This window comes from Klebsiella sp. P1927 (genome assembly GCF_018204675.1).
Classification (GTDB): Bacteria; Pseudomonadota; Gammaproteobacteria; order Enterobacterales; family Enterobacteriaceae; genus Klebsiella; species Klebsiella pneumoniae.
The window spans coordinates 2,841,896-2,857,189 of sequence record NZ_CP073377.1; the positions used below are offsets into that span (position 1 = coordinate 2,841,896).

Genomic DNA, 15,294 nt, shown 5'->3' on the forward strand with positions numbered 1-15,294 from the left:
TAGGAGAACGTCCAGGCGTTGTGGCAAAATAGCGGGAAACAGAAAGCACAGTCAGGTGCTGACAGAATCTGGAGAATCACATGCAGCTTAAACGTGTGGCAGAAGCCAAACTGCCAACCCCCTGGGGCGATTTCCTGATGGTGGGTTTTGAAGAACTGGCAACCGGACAGGATCATGTCGCGCTGGTGTATGGCGATATATCAGGGCAGTCGCCGGTCCTCGCCCGCGTACATTCAGAGTGTTTGACGGGCGATGCCCTGTTTAGCCTGCGCTGTGATTGCGGCTTTCAGCTGGAAGCGGCTCTGTCGCATATCGCTGAAGAAGGTCGGGGGATCCTGCTCTATCACCGCCAGGAAGGACGCAACATTGGTTTATTGAATAAGATCCGCGCCTACGCGCTGCAGGATCAGGGCTACGACACTGTCGAAGCGAACCATCAGCTTGGCTTCGCCGCCGATGAGCGCGATTTCACCTTGTGCGCCGACATGTTCAAATTGCTCAACGTTGAGCAGGTGCGGTTATTAACCAATAACCCGAAAAAAGTGGAAATTCTTACCGAAGCCGGGATCAACATTGTGGAGCGGGTGCCGCTGATCGTCGGGCGTAACCCGAAAAACGCTCACTATCTGGACACCAAAGCCGCCAAGATGGGCCATCTGCTGAACAGCAAGCCGACAGAATAAACCGGTGGAATAACCGAAAAAGGGCCAGCGATGCTGGCCCTTTGTTTCACAGCATATTACGAATAACGTAGTGCAGGATGCCGTCGTTGCGGTAGTAGGTGAGTTCTGTCGCCGTGTCGATACGGCACCGACAAGGGATCGCTTCCTGCGAGCCGTCAGCGCGAGTCAGGGTCACCGGCACCGTAGCGCCAGGCTGAAGCGACTGCAGATTACTGATATCAATCCGCTCTTCCCCGGTCAACCGTAGCGTTTTGCGGGTGACGCCCTGCGGGAACTCCAGCGGCAAAATGCCCATTCCGATCAGGTTGGAACGATGGATACGCTCGAAGGACTCGGCGATCACTACCCGAATCCCCAGCAGGCGCGGCCCCTTCGCCGCCCAGTCACGGCTGGAACCTGAGCCATACTCCTTACCGGCAATCACCGCCAGCGGTGTGCCCTCAGCCTTGTACAGCATCGCCGCATCGTAAATCGCCATCGGTTCAGGATCCGGCAGATGGCGGGTCATACCCCCTTCCACCCCTGGGACCATTTCGTTACGGATGCGGATATTGGCGAAGGTGCCACGCATCATCACCTCATGGTTACCGCGACGGGAACCATAGGAGTTAAAGTCGCGCCGGGCAACCCCATGCTCCTGCAGATAGCGGCCTGCCGGACTATCGGCTTTGATGCTCCCCGCCGGCGAAATGTGGTCCGTGGTGACTGAGTCGCCCAGCATGGCGAGGATCCGCGCGCCGCGAATATCCTCTACCGGCAGCGGCTCGACGCCCATCTCGTCAAAGAACGGCGACAAGCGAATATAGGTCGAGTCCTCCTGCCAGTCGTAGGTATCTGACGCCTCCACCTTGATCGCCTTCCACTCCTCAGTGCCGGAAAACACTTCCGCGTACTCTTTGCGGAACATCTCGGTGGAGACCTGTTCCACCGCGCGGGCAATCTCCTCCCCGCTCGGCCAGATATCTTTCAGATAGACCGGCTCGCCATTCTTGCCCTGTCCCAACGGCTCGCGGGTGAGGTCGATATTCATGTTCCCCGCCAGCGCATAGGCGACCACCAACGGCGGCGAGGCCAGCCAGTTGGTTTTCACCAGCGGATGAATACGCCCTTCGAAGTTACGGTTACCGGAGAGCACTGCCCCGACGGTCAGATCGCCTTTTTTGATCGCTTCTTCGATAGGTTCAGGCAATGGACCGGAGTTACCAATACAGGTGGTGCAACCATATCCCACCAGATTGAAGCCGAGCTGGTCGAGGTAAGGCGTCAGGCCGGCATGGGCCAGATAATCCGACACCACTTTCGAGCCTGGGGCCAGAGAAGCTTTCACCCACGGCTGCGGCTGCAGGCCGCGTTCGACGGCTTTTTTCGCCAGCAGGCCGGCGGCCATCAACACGCTGGGGTTAGAGGTATTGGTGCAGGAGGTAATCGCTGCAATAGCCACCGCGCCATCCGGTAGCGAATAGTGATGCCCGTTCAGCGTATAGTCAACCGGCTGACGCTGACGCTGAAGGTGGTTAACCTCCAGCTCGCCGCTGGCGGCGAAGGCTTTCGGAACATCGCCCAGCGCCACGCGATCCTGCGGTCGCTTCGGCCCGGCGAGGCTCGCTTCGACGCTGCTCATATCCAGCGCCAGGGTACTGGTAAAGACCGGCTCATCGCCAGGCTGGCGCCACATGCCCTGGGCTTTAGCGTAGGCTTCCACCAGCGCGACCTGTTCTTCGCTACGGCCGCTGAGACGCATATAGCTGAGCGTTACGTCATCGATAGGGAAAAAGCCACAGGTGGCGCCATACTCCGGCGCCATATTGGCGATGGTCGCCCTGTCGGCAAGGGGTAAGGTATCCAGGCCGTCACCGTAGAATTCAACAAACTTGCCGACGACGCCATGCTGACGCAGCATCTGGGTAACCGTCAGTACCAGGTCAGTGGCGGTGATGCCTTCGCGCAGTTTGCCGCTGAGCTTAAAGCCCACAACATCGGGGATCAGCATTGACACCGGCTGGCCCAGCATAGCGGCTTCCGCTTCAATCCCGCCCACGCCCCAGCCCAGCACGCCAAGACCATTAATCATGGTGGTATGGGAGTCGGTGCCCACCAGCGTATCCGGCCACGCCATCCACTGGCCGTTCACCTCCTCGCTCCAGACCGCCCGGCCAAGGTATTCCAGGTTCACCTGGTGGCAAATACCGGTGCCCGGCGGCACCACGCTGAAGCGGCTGAAGGCCTGCTGCCCCCAGCGCAGAAAAGCGTAGCGTTCGTGGTTCCGCTCCATTTCCAGGCGGACGTTGTCTTCGAAGGCCTCGTCGTCGCCGAAGCGGTCAACGGTCACCGAGTGGTCGATCACCAGGTCAACCGGCGATAGCGGATTAACCTTCGCCGTATCGCCGCCAAGGCGTTTCACCGCCTCGCGCATGGCGGCCAGATCCACTACCGCCGGCACGCCGGTAAAGTCCTGCATCAGGACGCGTGCCGGACGGTAGGCGATTTCCCGGTCGGCATGGGCCTGTTGCAGCCAGCCGGCCAGGGCGCGAATATCTTCTTCAGTTACCGAGTCACCGTCCTGCCAGCGCAGCAGGTTCTCCATCAGCACCTTCAGCGACTTGGGCAGTCGACTGATCTCGCCCAGTTGCTTCTCCGCCAACGGCAGACTGTAGTAATGCCAGGTTTTATCGTTGACCTGCAGCGTGTCCTTACTGGCTTCTCGTAGGGTTGACGACATAGCTCCTCCTTTATCTCAGGGATGGCATACCCTGATTCTCCTCAGGGTCTCCATTAAAGATAACACATACTGAGCATAACACTTTGATAACAACCCAAATTGCTAAATACGACGAGACAGAGAGAGAGGAAACGGGAATTATCCGAGAGCAGGCGAAATAGCACCAAAATAGTGCAAAGAGGGCGTATGCCGATATTGTATTAGTACACGAGGACAAAAAAAGAGCTAATCGGCCAGCGGGCAGTGATTAGCTCTGGTGAGTGATTTCAGGTTGGATGAATCCAGCGGCAAAATATATTCTCCCTGTATTGCCGGTCACTGATTTTATATTACAGTTTCCTTTCACTGTCATAAAAATGACATGTATCTACAACGATGACCTACAGCTTTAGCTGACAATCCAGATGTTGCAGATGGTGAGCGCGATGATGCTCCAGAACATCGCCAACCCTACCAACACTACGCCCCATACGCGACTACGCAGAACGGGATCGATTTCGGTTTTGTCATTCTCGTATGACATCGCCAGTTTCATGTAATCGATATTACTTATCATATTGTCACCACCAATTGCTCAAATCATCAGGTACAGATAAATCTTAATTATGGATAAAAGATTAATCCAGTGAATTTAGGCCTGATGGAATATATTTAACCGGTTATTTGATCGCGGCGGGCATAATGAAAAACGTGTTGCCAAAAATTATTAATTTTGTGATTGGTTCGAGGTTTAAGTTGTTAAATACAGTCCATCATAGTTAATGGCACTCCTCGCAGGGAGTGCCATTATTATTTTCAGGGTTATTTTTCCGGAAGTTTTATATCTTTGAACATCGCTTCAATATCTTCATTCGAGCGTAAAGCCACCGCGGTATCTACCACGTCCCTGGTCAAATGGGGAGCAAAACGTTGAATAAAATCATACATGTAGCTTCGTAAGAAGGTGCTACGGCGGAAACCTATCTTAGTGGTGCTGTGGCTGAAAATACCGTTCGCATCCAGCTTCACCAGATCCGGGTCAGAGACCGGATCCACCGCCATGCTGGCGATTACCCCTACCCCCAGCCCCAGGCGAACATAGGTTTTGATGACGTCGGCATCGGTGGCGGTAAAAACAATGCGCGGCGTCAGGCCCGCACGGTTAAACGCGGTATCCAGTTCGGAGCGGCCGGTAAAACCAAAGGTATAGGTTACCAATGGATACTGGGCCAGTTCCTCTATGGACACCGAGCCCTTGGTGGCCAGAGGATGCTCGGGGGTCACTACAATCGACCGGTTCCAGTGATAGCATGGCAGCATCACCAGATCGTCATACAGATGCAGCGCCTCGGTGGCGATGGCGAAATCGGCATTGCCTTTCGACACAGCCTCCGCAATCTGAGTCGGCGAGCCCTGATGCATATGCAGCGACACCCGCGGGTAGCGTTCAATAAACCCCTTGATCACTCCCGGTAACGCATAGCGCGCCTGGGTATGGGTGGTGGCGACGTAAAGAGACCCTTTGTCAGGCCAGGTATGCTCTCCGGCGACAGATTTGATGGCATCGACTTTCGACAGCACTTCGCGGGCGATGCGGATGATCTCCTGCCCGGCCGGCGTCACCTGGGTTAAGTGTTTACCGCTGCGGGCAAAGATCTGAATGCCCAGCTCATCCTCCAGCATGCGGACCTGCTTACTGATACCCGGCTGGGAGGTATAGAGCCCTTCGGCGGTGGATGAAACATTCAGGTTATGGTTAACCACCTCAACGATGTAGCGAAGCTGTTGTAGTTTCATGGCTGATATCCGTTTGCGCGTAAAATGAAGCCGCTTAATACACTTTACGTTCAGGCAACTTGTCGCCGATGAAGGCCCTGGGCTCCCGGCAGTTGGCCATAGTGGCGCCGCAATGCATCCTGAAAGCGATGATGTATAAGACGTTTTAATAATAAAAAAGGCATTAACTATAACCACTATATCATTTATATCAACACTGTATAGACGCTAACGAAAAATAATATAGGTGGTTATAAGGGGAGGAAATTAACGCAAAGAGGGGAAGACGACACGGCAGAGAAATGCACTCTCTCTGCCGGTCGCCTGAGCAGGAAAAGCGCGCTTTTCCTGCCCGAACGAACGCCATTACTTTTTGGCTTCCGTCCACTTACCGTCGATAAAGAAAGCTGACCAGCCGGTCGCTTTGCCCTCTTTTTCAGACGCCACGTACTGCTGCTTGGTTTTACGGCTAAAGCGTACCAGCGTTTTATTGCCTTCCGGATCCTGCTGCGGCGCATCGGCGAGATAACGCAGTTTTTCCGGCAGACGATCGCGGAAGCGGTACAGCTCCTCCACCAGCGGCGCACGCGTTTCCCGTGATTTCGGGAAGGTGTTGGCCGCCAGGAAGACGCCCGCCGCCCCGTCGCGCAGCACAAAGTAGGCGTCAGACTTCTCACACGGCAGCTCCGGCAGCGGCACCGGATCTTCCTTCGGCGGAGCCACTTCGCCATTGCGCAGGATCTTACGCGTGTTCTTACACTCGTCGTTGGTACAGGCCATGTACTTACCGAAACGCCCCATTTTCAGGTGCATTTCAGAACCGCACTTCTCGCACTCCACCACCGGGCCGTCATAGCCCTTGATGCGGAATTCGCCCTCTTCAATCTCGTAGCCGTCGCAGGTCGGGTTATTACCACAGACGTGCAGCTTACGCTTAGGATCGATAAGGTAGCTGTCCATCGCCGTCCCACACTTCTGGCAGCGACGTTTGGCGCGCAGCGCGTTGGTTTCCGCGTCATCGCCTTCCAGCACGTTGAGGACTTCGTTCTCCGGCACCAGGTTGATGGTGGTTTTGCACCGCTCTTTCGGCGGCAAGGCATAGCCCGAACAGCCGAGGAAAACGCCGGTGCTGGCGGTACGGATCCCCATTTTACGGCCGCAGGTCGGGCAGTCGATGCTGGTGAGCACCATCGGGTTCGGCTGCATGCCGCCCTCTTCCGGATCTTTCTCTGCCGTCGCCAGCTGGGTGGTAAAATCGCCGAAGAAGTGGTTCAGCACCTCTTTCCACTCGGCCTGGTGGTTCGCAACCTGGTCGAGGCGATCCTCCATCTGCGCGGTAAAATCGTAGTTCATCAGATCGCGGAAGTTTTCTTCCAGCCGGTCGGTAACGATCTCGCCCATTTTTTCGGCGTAAAAACGACGATTTTCCACCCGCACGTAGCCGCGATCCTGAATGGTCGAAATAATCGACGCGTAGGTCGACGGACGGCCAATCCCGCGTTTTTCCAGCTCTTTCACCAGCGAGGCCTCGCTGAAACGCGCCGGCGGCTTGGTAAAGTGCTGCGCAGGCGTCAGCTCCACCAGGCTCAGGCGGTCGCCCTGTTTGACCAGCGGCAGCGTTCGGTCTTCATCGCCCTTGCGCAGCGCCGGCATGACTTTTGTCCAGCCGTCGAAACGTAAAGTGCGACCGCGCGCTTTCAGTTTGAAATCACCCGCAGCCACGGTCAGCGTGGTGGAGTCGTACTGCGCCGGCGTCATCTGACAGGCGACAAACTGGCGCCAGATCAGCTGATAAAGCTTCTGCGCATCCGCTTCCATATCTTTCAGCGTTTCCGCCAGCACGTTCACATCAGACGGACGAATCGCTTCGTGCGCTTCCTGCGAGTTTTCTTTGCTGGCGTACTGGTTCGCGCTATCCGGCAGATATTTTTTGCCAAATTTGTCGCTGATGTAGCCGCGAACCATGTTCAGCGCGTCCTGACTCAGGTTGGTGGAGTCGGTACGCATATAGGTGATGTGCCCTGCCTCATAGAGTCGCTGAGCCATCATCATGGTCTTTTTCACGCCGAAGCCCAGACGGGTGCTGGCCGCCTGCTGCAGGGTGGAGGTGATGAACGGCGCGCCCGGCTTGCTGCTGGTCGGCTTATCTTCACGCTCCAGTACGCTGTAGCTGGCTTTTTCCAGCAGCGATACCGCCGCCATGGTCTCATCACGGCTGACCGGACGGAACGGCTTATCATCCTTATGGGTTACCTGCAGCGGCAGGGCGTCACCGCCCGGCGTGGTGGTGCTGGCGTCGACTTCCCAGTACTCTTCCGGGACGAACGCTTTAATTTCACGTTCACGCTCCACCACCAGGCGGACCGCGACGGACTGCACGCGCCCGGCAGAAAGACCACGGGCGATTTTTTTCCACAGCAGCGGCGAAACCATATAGCCCACCACGCGGTCCATAAAACGACGCGCCTGCTGGGCGTTAACCCGATCGATATTCAGTTCGCCCGGCTTTTCAAAGGCCTGACGAATAGCGTTTTTGGTGATCTCATTGAACACCACGCGGCTGTAACGCTGTTCATCGCCGCCGATGACTTCCCGCAGGTGCCAGGCAATGGCTTCCCCTTCGCGGTCAAGGTCGGTTGCGAGATAGATGTGGTCAGCTTTTTCCGCCAACTGTTTGAGTTCTGAAACTACCTTTTCTTTACCCGGAAGTACTTCATAGTGCGCATTCCAGTCATGCCATGGGTCCACGCCCATACGGTTAACCAGAGCACTACGTTCGTCCTTTTTAGGCTTTTTAGCCCCTTTGGTGGCGGTAGAGTCGGCGCTCTTTTTGGAAGCTGATCCACTGGTCGGCAAATCGCGGATATGACCGACGCTGGATTTCACCACGTAGTCATTACCCAGATACTTATTGATCGTTTTGGCTTTTGCCGGGGACTCAACGATAACGAGAGCTTTACCCATATTCACCTTTACCTAATTTGATTCATCCAGGAATACATCGCACATTCATACACCCTCCACTGGCGACTGCCTCATATGTTGCGGCACCGTCGGTGAATATCAACCCTGAACACCCGTTTCATCTCCGTAAAACCAGGCGCTTGAGTTTGCTGACTTTTTCTCGTCAGGTGACATAGCACGAAGAATTTTTGGCCGAATGTCAAGCAAATCTGTTGCCAGATCGCCGAAAGCGTCACACTGTACCTGATAAAATTCGTTACGCAACTTTATTAGCATGCAAAAGCAAATCCCGCCAGTAAACGGCTGTTTCTCCACTGGTTACCATTACCCCTGATTTATGCATGGAAAATTTGCCCCACGCCGCCGCGCGGCGTAAACTACGCGCGGAGAAAAAGAGGAGTCCGTTATGCAAGGTACAACCCAACCAATCGATCGCCAGACGCTGCTCGAAAAAGCCAACAAACTTATTCGCGAACATGAGGATACGTTAGCCGGTATCGAAGCCACCGACGTCGTTCAGCGCAACAATGTCCTGGTGTTTAGCGGTGAGTTTTACCTTGATGAGCAGGGACTACCGACGCCGAAGAGTACAGCGGTATTTAACATGTTTAAGTATCTTGCTCACGAGCTGTCGGACAAGTACCACCTGGTCGATTAAGACCAGTGAAAACAATAATGCGAGGCCCAGGCCTCGCGTTATGTTATTTACATCAGCGGTTTCTGACCGCGCTGCCACCAGCGCAGCAGAAGCCGATCGGCGCTCTCCGCCGCGCTACCGGTAAAGCGGTCGAGCATCTTCTTACGCTGTTGATAACGCACCCCGATCACCTCGTGGCTCTCCATCAGCCCCAGCAGCAGCTCATCGCTGGTTTCAACCGCATCCACCAGACCTTTTTCCAGCGCCTGCACCCCGTACCAGTGTTCGCCGGTGGCCACCTGCTCAATATCAAGTCCCGGACGCATCCGGTGGACGAAATCCTTGAACAAATGATGTGTTTCATTGAGATCCTCGCGGAACTTGCGCCGCCCTTCCTCGGTATTTTCGCCCAGCATGGTGAGCGTTCGTTTGTACTGCCCGGCGGTGTGCAGTTCGATATCGATATCTTTATTCTTCAGGAAGCGGTGCAGGTTCGGGATCTGCGCCACCACGCCAATAGAGCCGAGGATCGCAAACGGCGCCGAGACAATTTTGTTCGCCACGCAGGCCATCATATAGCCGCCGCTGGCCGCCACTTTGTCGACCGCCACCGTCAGCGGGATCTGCTTGTCGCGCAAGCGCTGCAGCTGAGAGGCGGCCAGACCGTAGCCGTGCACCACCCCGCCGGGGCTTTCCAGGCGAATCACCACCTGATCGCGCGCTTTCGCCGCCGCCAGTACCGCGGTGATCTCTTCCCGCAGGCTATTGACCTCATGGGCATCCATACTGCCTTTGAAATCCAGCACCCAGGCGCGCGGCTTGCCTTCCGGCTCGGCATTACCCAGCTTCGCCCGCGCTTTGGCCGCCTTCGCCTCTTGTTTTTGCTTTTTCTTCTGCGCCTTATGCCACTGCTTCTGCTGCGGGCCGTCCAGCAGCGCCACCGCCAGCGATTCCTTCATCTCTTTATAATGCTCGCTAAGATTGGTCACCCGCAGCTCGCCGCGCTGCTTCTTGCGCTGAGCGAGGTTGACGATAATAGCGGCAATCACCGCGATGGCGACGACAACCGTCGCGATCTTGGCTAAAAATAAGCCGTACTGAGCAAGTAATTCCACGTTTTCACCTTGTGTAAAGCACTGACGTTGCTGCACAGTGTACCTCAGCCGCTGGCGAGAAGTCTTTGTGCTTTGTGTTCTCTGCGCAGCGGATTCCGTTTTTTTTCGCGCGGCTGAAATCGTTGCAAGATATTAATTTTGTGAATACTTTCCGCTTCGCCGATTGCAATGGCGGGCGCTTTCAGGCATAACAGCGCAAAAGTGAGATACCAAAGATGAAGCGCGATCGGGAACCGATCGCCCAAGGAGTTGCCGTGCATTATCAACCACAACGTCACTTGCTGAAAGAGCGCATCATCCTGGTCACCGGGGCCAGCGACGGGATTGGTCGTGAAGCGGCCCTGACCTACGCGCGCTATAGCGCCAGCGTTATCCTGCTGGGTCGCAACGACGACAAACTGCGCACCGTCGCCCAGGAGATTGAGCGTGAGGGTGGTATTCCCCCTCGCTGGTTTACCCTCGACCTGCTCACCTGTACGCCCCAGGCGTGCCAGCAGCTGGCGCAGCAGATCAGCATGCACTATCCCCGCCTTGACGGCGTGCTGCATAACGCTGGCCTGCTCGGCGACATCTGCCCAATGGAAGAGCAGAAGCCGGAGGTCTGGCAGCAGGTGATGCAGGTGAACGTTAATGGCACCTTTATGCTGACCCAGGCGCTTCTTCCTTTATTACTCCGTTCGGAATCGGGCTCGCTGGTCTTCACCTCATCCAGCGTCGGTCGTCAGGGCCGCGCCAACTGGGGCGCCTATGCCGTTTCCAAATTCGCCACCGAAGGGATGATGCAGGTGCTGGCCGACGAGTATCAAAGCCGCCACCTGCGGGTAAACTGTATCAACCCCGGCGGCACTCGCACCGGAATGCGCGCCAGCGCGTTCCCGACGGAAGATCCGCTGAAACTGAAAACCCCCGCTGACATTATGCCCGTCTATCTGTGGCTGATGGGTGACGACAGTCGTCGCAAGACGGGAATGACCTTCGACGCCCAACCGGGACGTAAACCAGGAATTGCCCAATGAGTGATGAACGCTACCGCGAACGCCAGCAGCGGCTGAAAGATAAAGTTGACGCCCGGGTGGCGGCGGCCCAGGACGAGCGCGGCATTGTGATGGTCTTTACCGGCAACGGCAAAGGCAAAACCACCGCCGCCTTTGGCACCGCGACCCGCGCCGTCGGCCATGGCAAAAAAGTCGGCGTGATCCAGTTTATCAAGGGGACCTGGCCTAACGGCGAGCGTAATCTGCTGGAGCCTCACGGCGTCGAATTTCAGGTGATGGCCACAGGTTTCACCTGGAACACCCAGGATCGCGACAGCGACACCGCCGCCTGCCTGGCGGTCTGGGAGCATGCCCGCCGTATGCTCGCTGACGACCAGCTCGATCTGGTGCTGCTGGACGAGCTGACCTACATGGTGGCGTATGATTACCTGCCGCTGGAGTCGGTGCTGAGCGCCCTGCGTGAGCGCCCTGCCCATCAGTCGGTGATCATCACCGGCCGCGGCTGTCATCGCGATATTATTGAACTGGCCGATACCGTCAGCGAACTGCGTCCGGTCAAGCATGCATTTGATGCCGGGATTAAAGCGCAGATGGGGATTGACTACTAAGGGCCTGATAGCGCGGAGGAAGTACGCGTTCCGGCGGCAAGTCACCGGAACGCATAACATTAACCGTTAGTCTTATTGCGAGTACTGGAACGACGGTTGCTGTTGTTACCCTGGCGCGGATTAGCGCTGGTCTGGCTGTGACGCTTCACCGCCCGACGGATCTGATTGGCTTTCAACCGCCGACGGTCTTTCTCGACGGCAACCTTAGAGCTGGTTTCCGGCGTGAGCTCCACCAGCTCGCGCAGGTAGTTGATCTGCGCCAGGTCCAGCTCGGTATAGCCGCCGCGCGGCAGGCCTTTCGGCAGCAGAATATCGCCGTAGCGCACGCGGATCAGACGGCTGACCTGCACGCCGACCGCTTCCCACAGGCGACGCACTTCGCGGTTACGCCCTTCGGTCAGGGTAACGTTATACCACTGGTTAATCCCTTCGCCGCCGGTGAATTTGATGGTTTTAAACGCTGCCGGACCATCTTCTAACTGTACGCCTCGCGACAGCTGGCGCAGCTTATCATCATCCACCTGGCCGAAAACGCGAACGGCGTACTCACGCTCGACTTCACGGCTCGGGTGCATCAGGCGGTTGGCCAGTTCGCCATCGGTGGTGAACAGCAGCAGGCCGCAGGTATTCACGTCCAGACGACCAACGGCAATCCAGCGCGCGCCGCGCAGTTTAGGCAGACGATCAAACACCGTCGGGCGTCCTTCCGGATCGTTACGGGTGCACAGCTCGCCTTCCGGTTTATAGTAAGCCAGCACGCGGCAGATCTGCTCGGCAGACTCTTTCACCGAGATCAGATGACCATCGATACGAATTTTTAAACCAGGGACAATTTCCACACGATCGCCGAGGGTGGCGATTTTGCCGTCGACGCTGACGCGGCCAGCTTCGATTTTCGCTTCAATTTCACGGCGGGAGCCGTGGCCGGCGCGGGCCAGCACTTTTTGCAGTTTCTCGCTCATTGAGCTTCCTTAAGGTGTCGCCTTCCCAGGCGTCTGGTATGCTTTATGAAACAATGAGGCCAAAAGCACAACTCATTGTTACGTATATACTTTTAACGTAAAGTCTCGTCGGCGCGTTCAGGATATCCACCGCGAGCCCGTATTCGTGGCCGAACATACTACACTAACTTCGTCGGGAAAGCTTCTGTTCGCCGCGCCCCGTCTTTAGTATGGAACAGATTTTCCTCATTCTCCTGTGCCCATTCACGCATACGGATCTTTATCGGACAGCGCCCCCCTCATTACGCGCGCTCCTCAGCAACGGCCGGGCGCTGGCCAAGCAGCCAGTCGCGAAAACAGCGGTTGGCAGGCGCCAGCAGCGCGGTCTCGTGGTAAACCAGATGATAGGCCAGCGGACAGGCGATGGGCTGCGCCAGAGGATTAACCAGCCGCCCCTGCGTCAGCGCAGGCGCTATGAATGAGCGTCGCAGTAATGCCATCCCCATACCGGCGAACGCCGCCTCCGTCACGCCGTTGGAATCAGTGAACACCGGCCCACGCCGCGCGAAGTGCGGCGCCAGCCCCACGGCCTTACACCACAGCGCCCAGTCTTCACGATGTTCATCGTGCAGCAGCGGATACTGCAGTAGATCGCTCGCATCGGTGAGCGTCCGGCGCGGAGCAATCAGTTGCGGGCTACAGACCGGCATCAGGTCGTCATCCAGCAGGCGGTAAGCCTGCAGTTCCGGCCAGCCGCCGACACCATGACGCACGGCAAAATCGATCCCTTCACTCAGCAAATCCACTCGCCGGTTGGTGGTGCCGATCTGGATCTCTATCTGCGGATAGCGTTGTTCAAAATCAGCCAGCCGCGGCAGCAGCCACTGAATGGCGAAGCCGCTGGTACAGCTGATAGCTACCTTTTCTGGTCCCGGGGGCACCTGCAGACGCTGGGTGGCGGCGGCTATCTGATGAAACGCCGGCTGAACGGCCCGCAGGTAGATCTCTCCCACCGCCGTTAACTGTAACCGTCGCGGAGTACGGATAAATAGCGGGACATTCAGCGTCTCCTCAAGGCGGGCAATCTGCTGGCTGACGGCGCTGGGCGTGACGCAAAGCTCACTGGCGGCCAGCTTCAGGCTGAGCAGCCGCGCCGCCGCCTCAAAGCAGCGCAACGCATTCAGCGGCGGGAGTTTCATGGGTATGGAACCTCGGTTAAGAAAAACTTAATCATGTAAGCATAACGCGTTTGTCGCACGCTGCACGTGGGTTCTACAGTTGACTTCCTTCGTGACTACAAGGAGTCAATCATGCGTGTTATCGACTATGGCCGCCTGCTGCTGCTCGCCGCCCTCTGGGGCGCCAGCTTTTTGTTTATGCGCATCACCACCCCGGCCTTCGGGGCGTTGAACAGCGCTTTTCTTCGCGTACTGTTCGCCGCTATCGCGCTCGGGCTGTTACTCGGCGTGCAGGGTAAATGGAGCGGGTATCAGGGAAAATTCACATCCACTCTGCAGCTGGGGGTCATTAATTCAGGCCTTCCTTTTCTCATGTACTGCCTTGCCGCGCAATGGCTGCCGGCAGGGTACTCCGCCACGCTTAACGCCACGGCGCCGATGATGGGGGTGCTGATCGGCGCGTTATGCTTTGCAGAACCGTTAACCCTGCGCAAAGGCGGCGGCGCGATACTGGGCGCCATTGGCGTGGCGGTGATCGCGCGCCCGACGTCTGGCCTTAGCGCCGCCCTGCTGCTGCCGGGGATTGGCGCCTGCCTGACCGCGACCGCCTGTTACGGTCTGGCCGGCTTTCTGACCCGCCGCTGGATCCAGCAGCGAGGCGGCCTCGAGGCTGAACGCGTCGCGCTGGGTAGCCAGGTCGGCGCCACGCTGTTTCTGTTTCCTTTCTTTCTCTGGTCCTGCTGGCATGGGCCTGCCGTAGACTGGCGGCAGAGTCTGCCGTGGATAGCGATAGTCATGCTGGGCGTGGTCTGCACGGCGGCAGGGTATATTATCTACTTCCGCTTGATTGCAGATATAGGGCCGCTGCGTTCGCTGTCGGTGACCTTTTTGATCCCACCTTTTGCGGCGCTGTGGGGCTATCTCTGCCTCGGAGAGACAGTGGAGAAAGGATTGATTCTCGGCGCGCTGCTGGTTTGTGTAGCGCTATGGATGATTATCGTGCCGTCGGGGCGAAAACGCGGGGTACCGGACGGCGCATGATGCACCGCCCGGCAGATAGCCTTAGAGAAACGGCCTCACGTCGCCGACGCCTTCGCGCAGCACCACCGGGGTGTCTTCAGTGAGATCGATAACCGTGGTCGGCTGCTGCCCAAGGAAACCGCCGTGAATGATGAGGTCCACCACTTTCTCCAGACGATCTTTGATCTCTTCCGGGTCGGATTCGGTAAAGTCGCTGCCGGGCAGCATCAGCGACGTGGAGAGCATCGGCTCGCCTAAGGTCTCGAGCAACGCCTGAGCGATGGGGTTAGACGGGACGCGCATGCCGATGGTTTTACGCTTCTCCTGCAGCAGCCGACGCGGCACCTCTTTGGTCCCCTTAAGGATAAAGGTATAGTTGCCCGGCGTGTTGTTTTTCATCAGGCGAAATGCCACATTATCCACAAAAGCGTAGGTTGACAGCTCGGACAGATCGCGGCACATCAGGGTAAAGTTGTGGCCGTCCGGCAGCTGACGGATGCGGCAGATCCGCTCCATCGCCCCCTTGTCTTCAATTTTGCAGCCCAGCGCGTAGCCGGAGTCGGTAGGATAAACGATCACCCCGCCCTTACGCACAATCTCCACCGCCTGGTTAATCAACCGCGCCTGCGGGTTATCCGGATGGATATAAAAAAACTGGCTCATACTTCCCTCTCAATTT

The 15,294-nt window shown here is 57.1% G+C and carries 14 protein-coding genes; 5 read left to right on the forward strand and 9 right to left on the reverse strand.

Annotated features, from left to right (window positions below; all coding sequences use genetic code 11):
- The first annotated feature begins 80 nt into the window (after positions 1-80).
- Positions 81-683 (forward strand): GTP cyclohydrolase II, encoded by a 603-nt coding sequence (ribA, locus tag KB892_RS14495; protein WP_002901778.1) that lies wholly within the window; start codon positions 81-83, stop codon positions 681-683.
- A gap of 46 nt (positions 684-729) precedes the next feature.
- On the opposite strand, the gene acnA is transcribed toward ribA, so the two are convergent.
- The 4 genes from acnA to topA all read right to left on the reverse strand — a co-directional run bounded on the left by acnA (position 730) and on the right by topA (position 8,121).
- Entirely contained in the window at positions 730-3,402 is a 2,673-nt protein-coding gene (gene acnA, locus KB892_RS14500) for an aconitate hydratase AcnA (RefSeq protein ID WP_002901777.1), read from the reverse strand.
- Positions 3,403-3,790: 388 nt separating this feature from the next.
- Entirely contained in the window at positions 3,791-3,958 is a 168-nt protein-coding gene (locus KB892_RS14505; protein ID WP_002901776.1) for a YmiA family putative membrane protein, read from the reverse strand.
- Between the two features lie 245 nt (positions 3,959-4,203).
- Positions 4,204-5,178 (reverse strand): HTH-type transcriptional regulator CysB, encoded by a 975-nt coding sequence (gene cysB, locus KB892_RS14510; protein ID WP_002901772.1) that lies wholly within the window; start codon positions 5,176-5,178, stop codon positions 4,204-4,206.
- A gap of 345 nt (positions 5,179-5,523) precedes the next feature.
- On the reverse strand, positions 5,524-8,121 hold the full coding sequence (gene topA / locus KB892_RS14515) for a type I DNA topoisomerase (RefSeq protein WP_002901763.1): 2,598 nt from the start codon (positions 8,119-8,121) through the stop codon (positions 5,524-5,526).
- A gap of 406 nt (positions 8,122-8,527) precedes the next feature.
- Here topA and KB892_RS14520 point away from each other — a divergent pair, with 406 nt between their 5' ends.
- Positions 8,528-8,779 (forward strand): YciN family protein, encoded by a 252-nt coding sequence (locus tag KB892_RS14520; RefSeq protein WP_002901761.1) that lies wholly within the window; start codon positions 8,528-8,530, stop codon positions 8,777-8,779.
- A gap of 47 nt (positions 8,780-8,826) precedes the next feature.
- On the opposite strand, the gene sohB is transcribed toward KB892_RS14520, so the two are convergent.
- Positions 8,827-9,873, reverse strand: coding sequence for a protease SohB (gene sohB / locus KB892_RS14525; protein WP_002901758.1), 1,047 nt, complete (start codon positions 9,871-9,873; stop codon positions 8,827-8,829).
- 44 nt (positions 9,874-9,917) lie between these two features.
- Positions 9,918-10,133, reverse strand: a complete 216-nt coding sequence (locus tag KB892_RS14530) for a hypothetical protein (RefSeq protein WP_004148112.1) — start codon at positions 10,131-10,133, stop codon at positions 9,918-9,920.
- On the opposite strand from KB892_RS14530, the gene KB892_RS14535 reads away from it, so the two are divergent.
- Entirely contained in the window at positions 10,128-10,889 is a 762-nt protein-coding gene (locus KB892_RS14535; RefSeq protein ID WP_002901754.1) for a YciK family oxidoreductase, read from the forward strand. The two genes, KB892_RS14530 and KB892_RS14535, sit on opposite strands and share 6 nt — an antisense overlap.
- On the forward strand, positions 10,886-11,476 hold the full coding sequence (gene cobO, locus KB892_RS14540; RefSeq protein ID WP_002901749.1) for a cob(I)yrinic acid a,c-diamide adenosyltransferase: 591 nt from the start codon (positions 10,886-10,888) through the stop codon (positions 11,474-11,476). Before KB892_RS14535 ends, cobO begins: the two co-directional genes overlap by 4 nt.
- Positions 11,477-11,535: 59 nt before the next feature.
- Here the strand turns inward: cobO and rluB are convergent, their stop codons facing one another.
- Positions 11,536-12,438, reverse strand: a complete 903-nt coding sequence (gene rluB, locus KB892_RS14545; protein WP_211778014.1) for a 23S rRNA pseudouridine(2605) synthase RluB — start codon at positions 12,436-12,438, stop codon at positions 11,536-11,538.
- 281 nt (positions 12,439-12,719) lie between these two features.
- The gene (gene gcvA / locus KB892_RS14550) at positions 12,720-13,616 is read right to left on the reverse strand and encodes a transcriptional regulator GcvA (protein ID WP_004151909.1); all 897 of its coding nucleotides are present in this window, start codon (positions 13,614-13,616) and stop codon (positions 12,720-12,722) included.
- Positions 13,617-13,727: 111 nt separating this feature from the next.
- On the opposite strand from gcvA, the gene KB892_RS14555 reads away from it, so the two are divergent.
- Positions 13,728-14,636: a DMT family transporter gene (locus KB892_RS14555; protein WP_002901739.1), complete on the forward strand. Its 909-nt coding sequence runs from the start codon at positions 13,728-13,730 to the stop codon at positions 14,634-14,636.
- Between the two features lie 21 nt (positions 14,637-14,657).
- On the opposite strand, the gene KB892_RS14560 is transcribed toward KB892_RS14555, so the two are convergent.
- On the reverse strand, positions 14,658-15,278 hold the full coding sequence (locus KB892_RS14560) for an L-threonylcarbamoyladenylate synthase (RefSeq protein WP_002901738.1): 621 nt from the start codon (positions 15,276-15,278) through the stop codon (positions 14,658-14,660).
- Positions 15,279-15,294 lie beyond the last annotated feature (16 nt).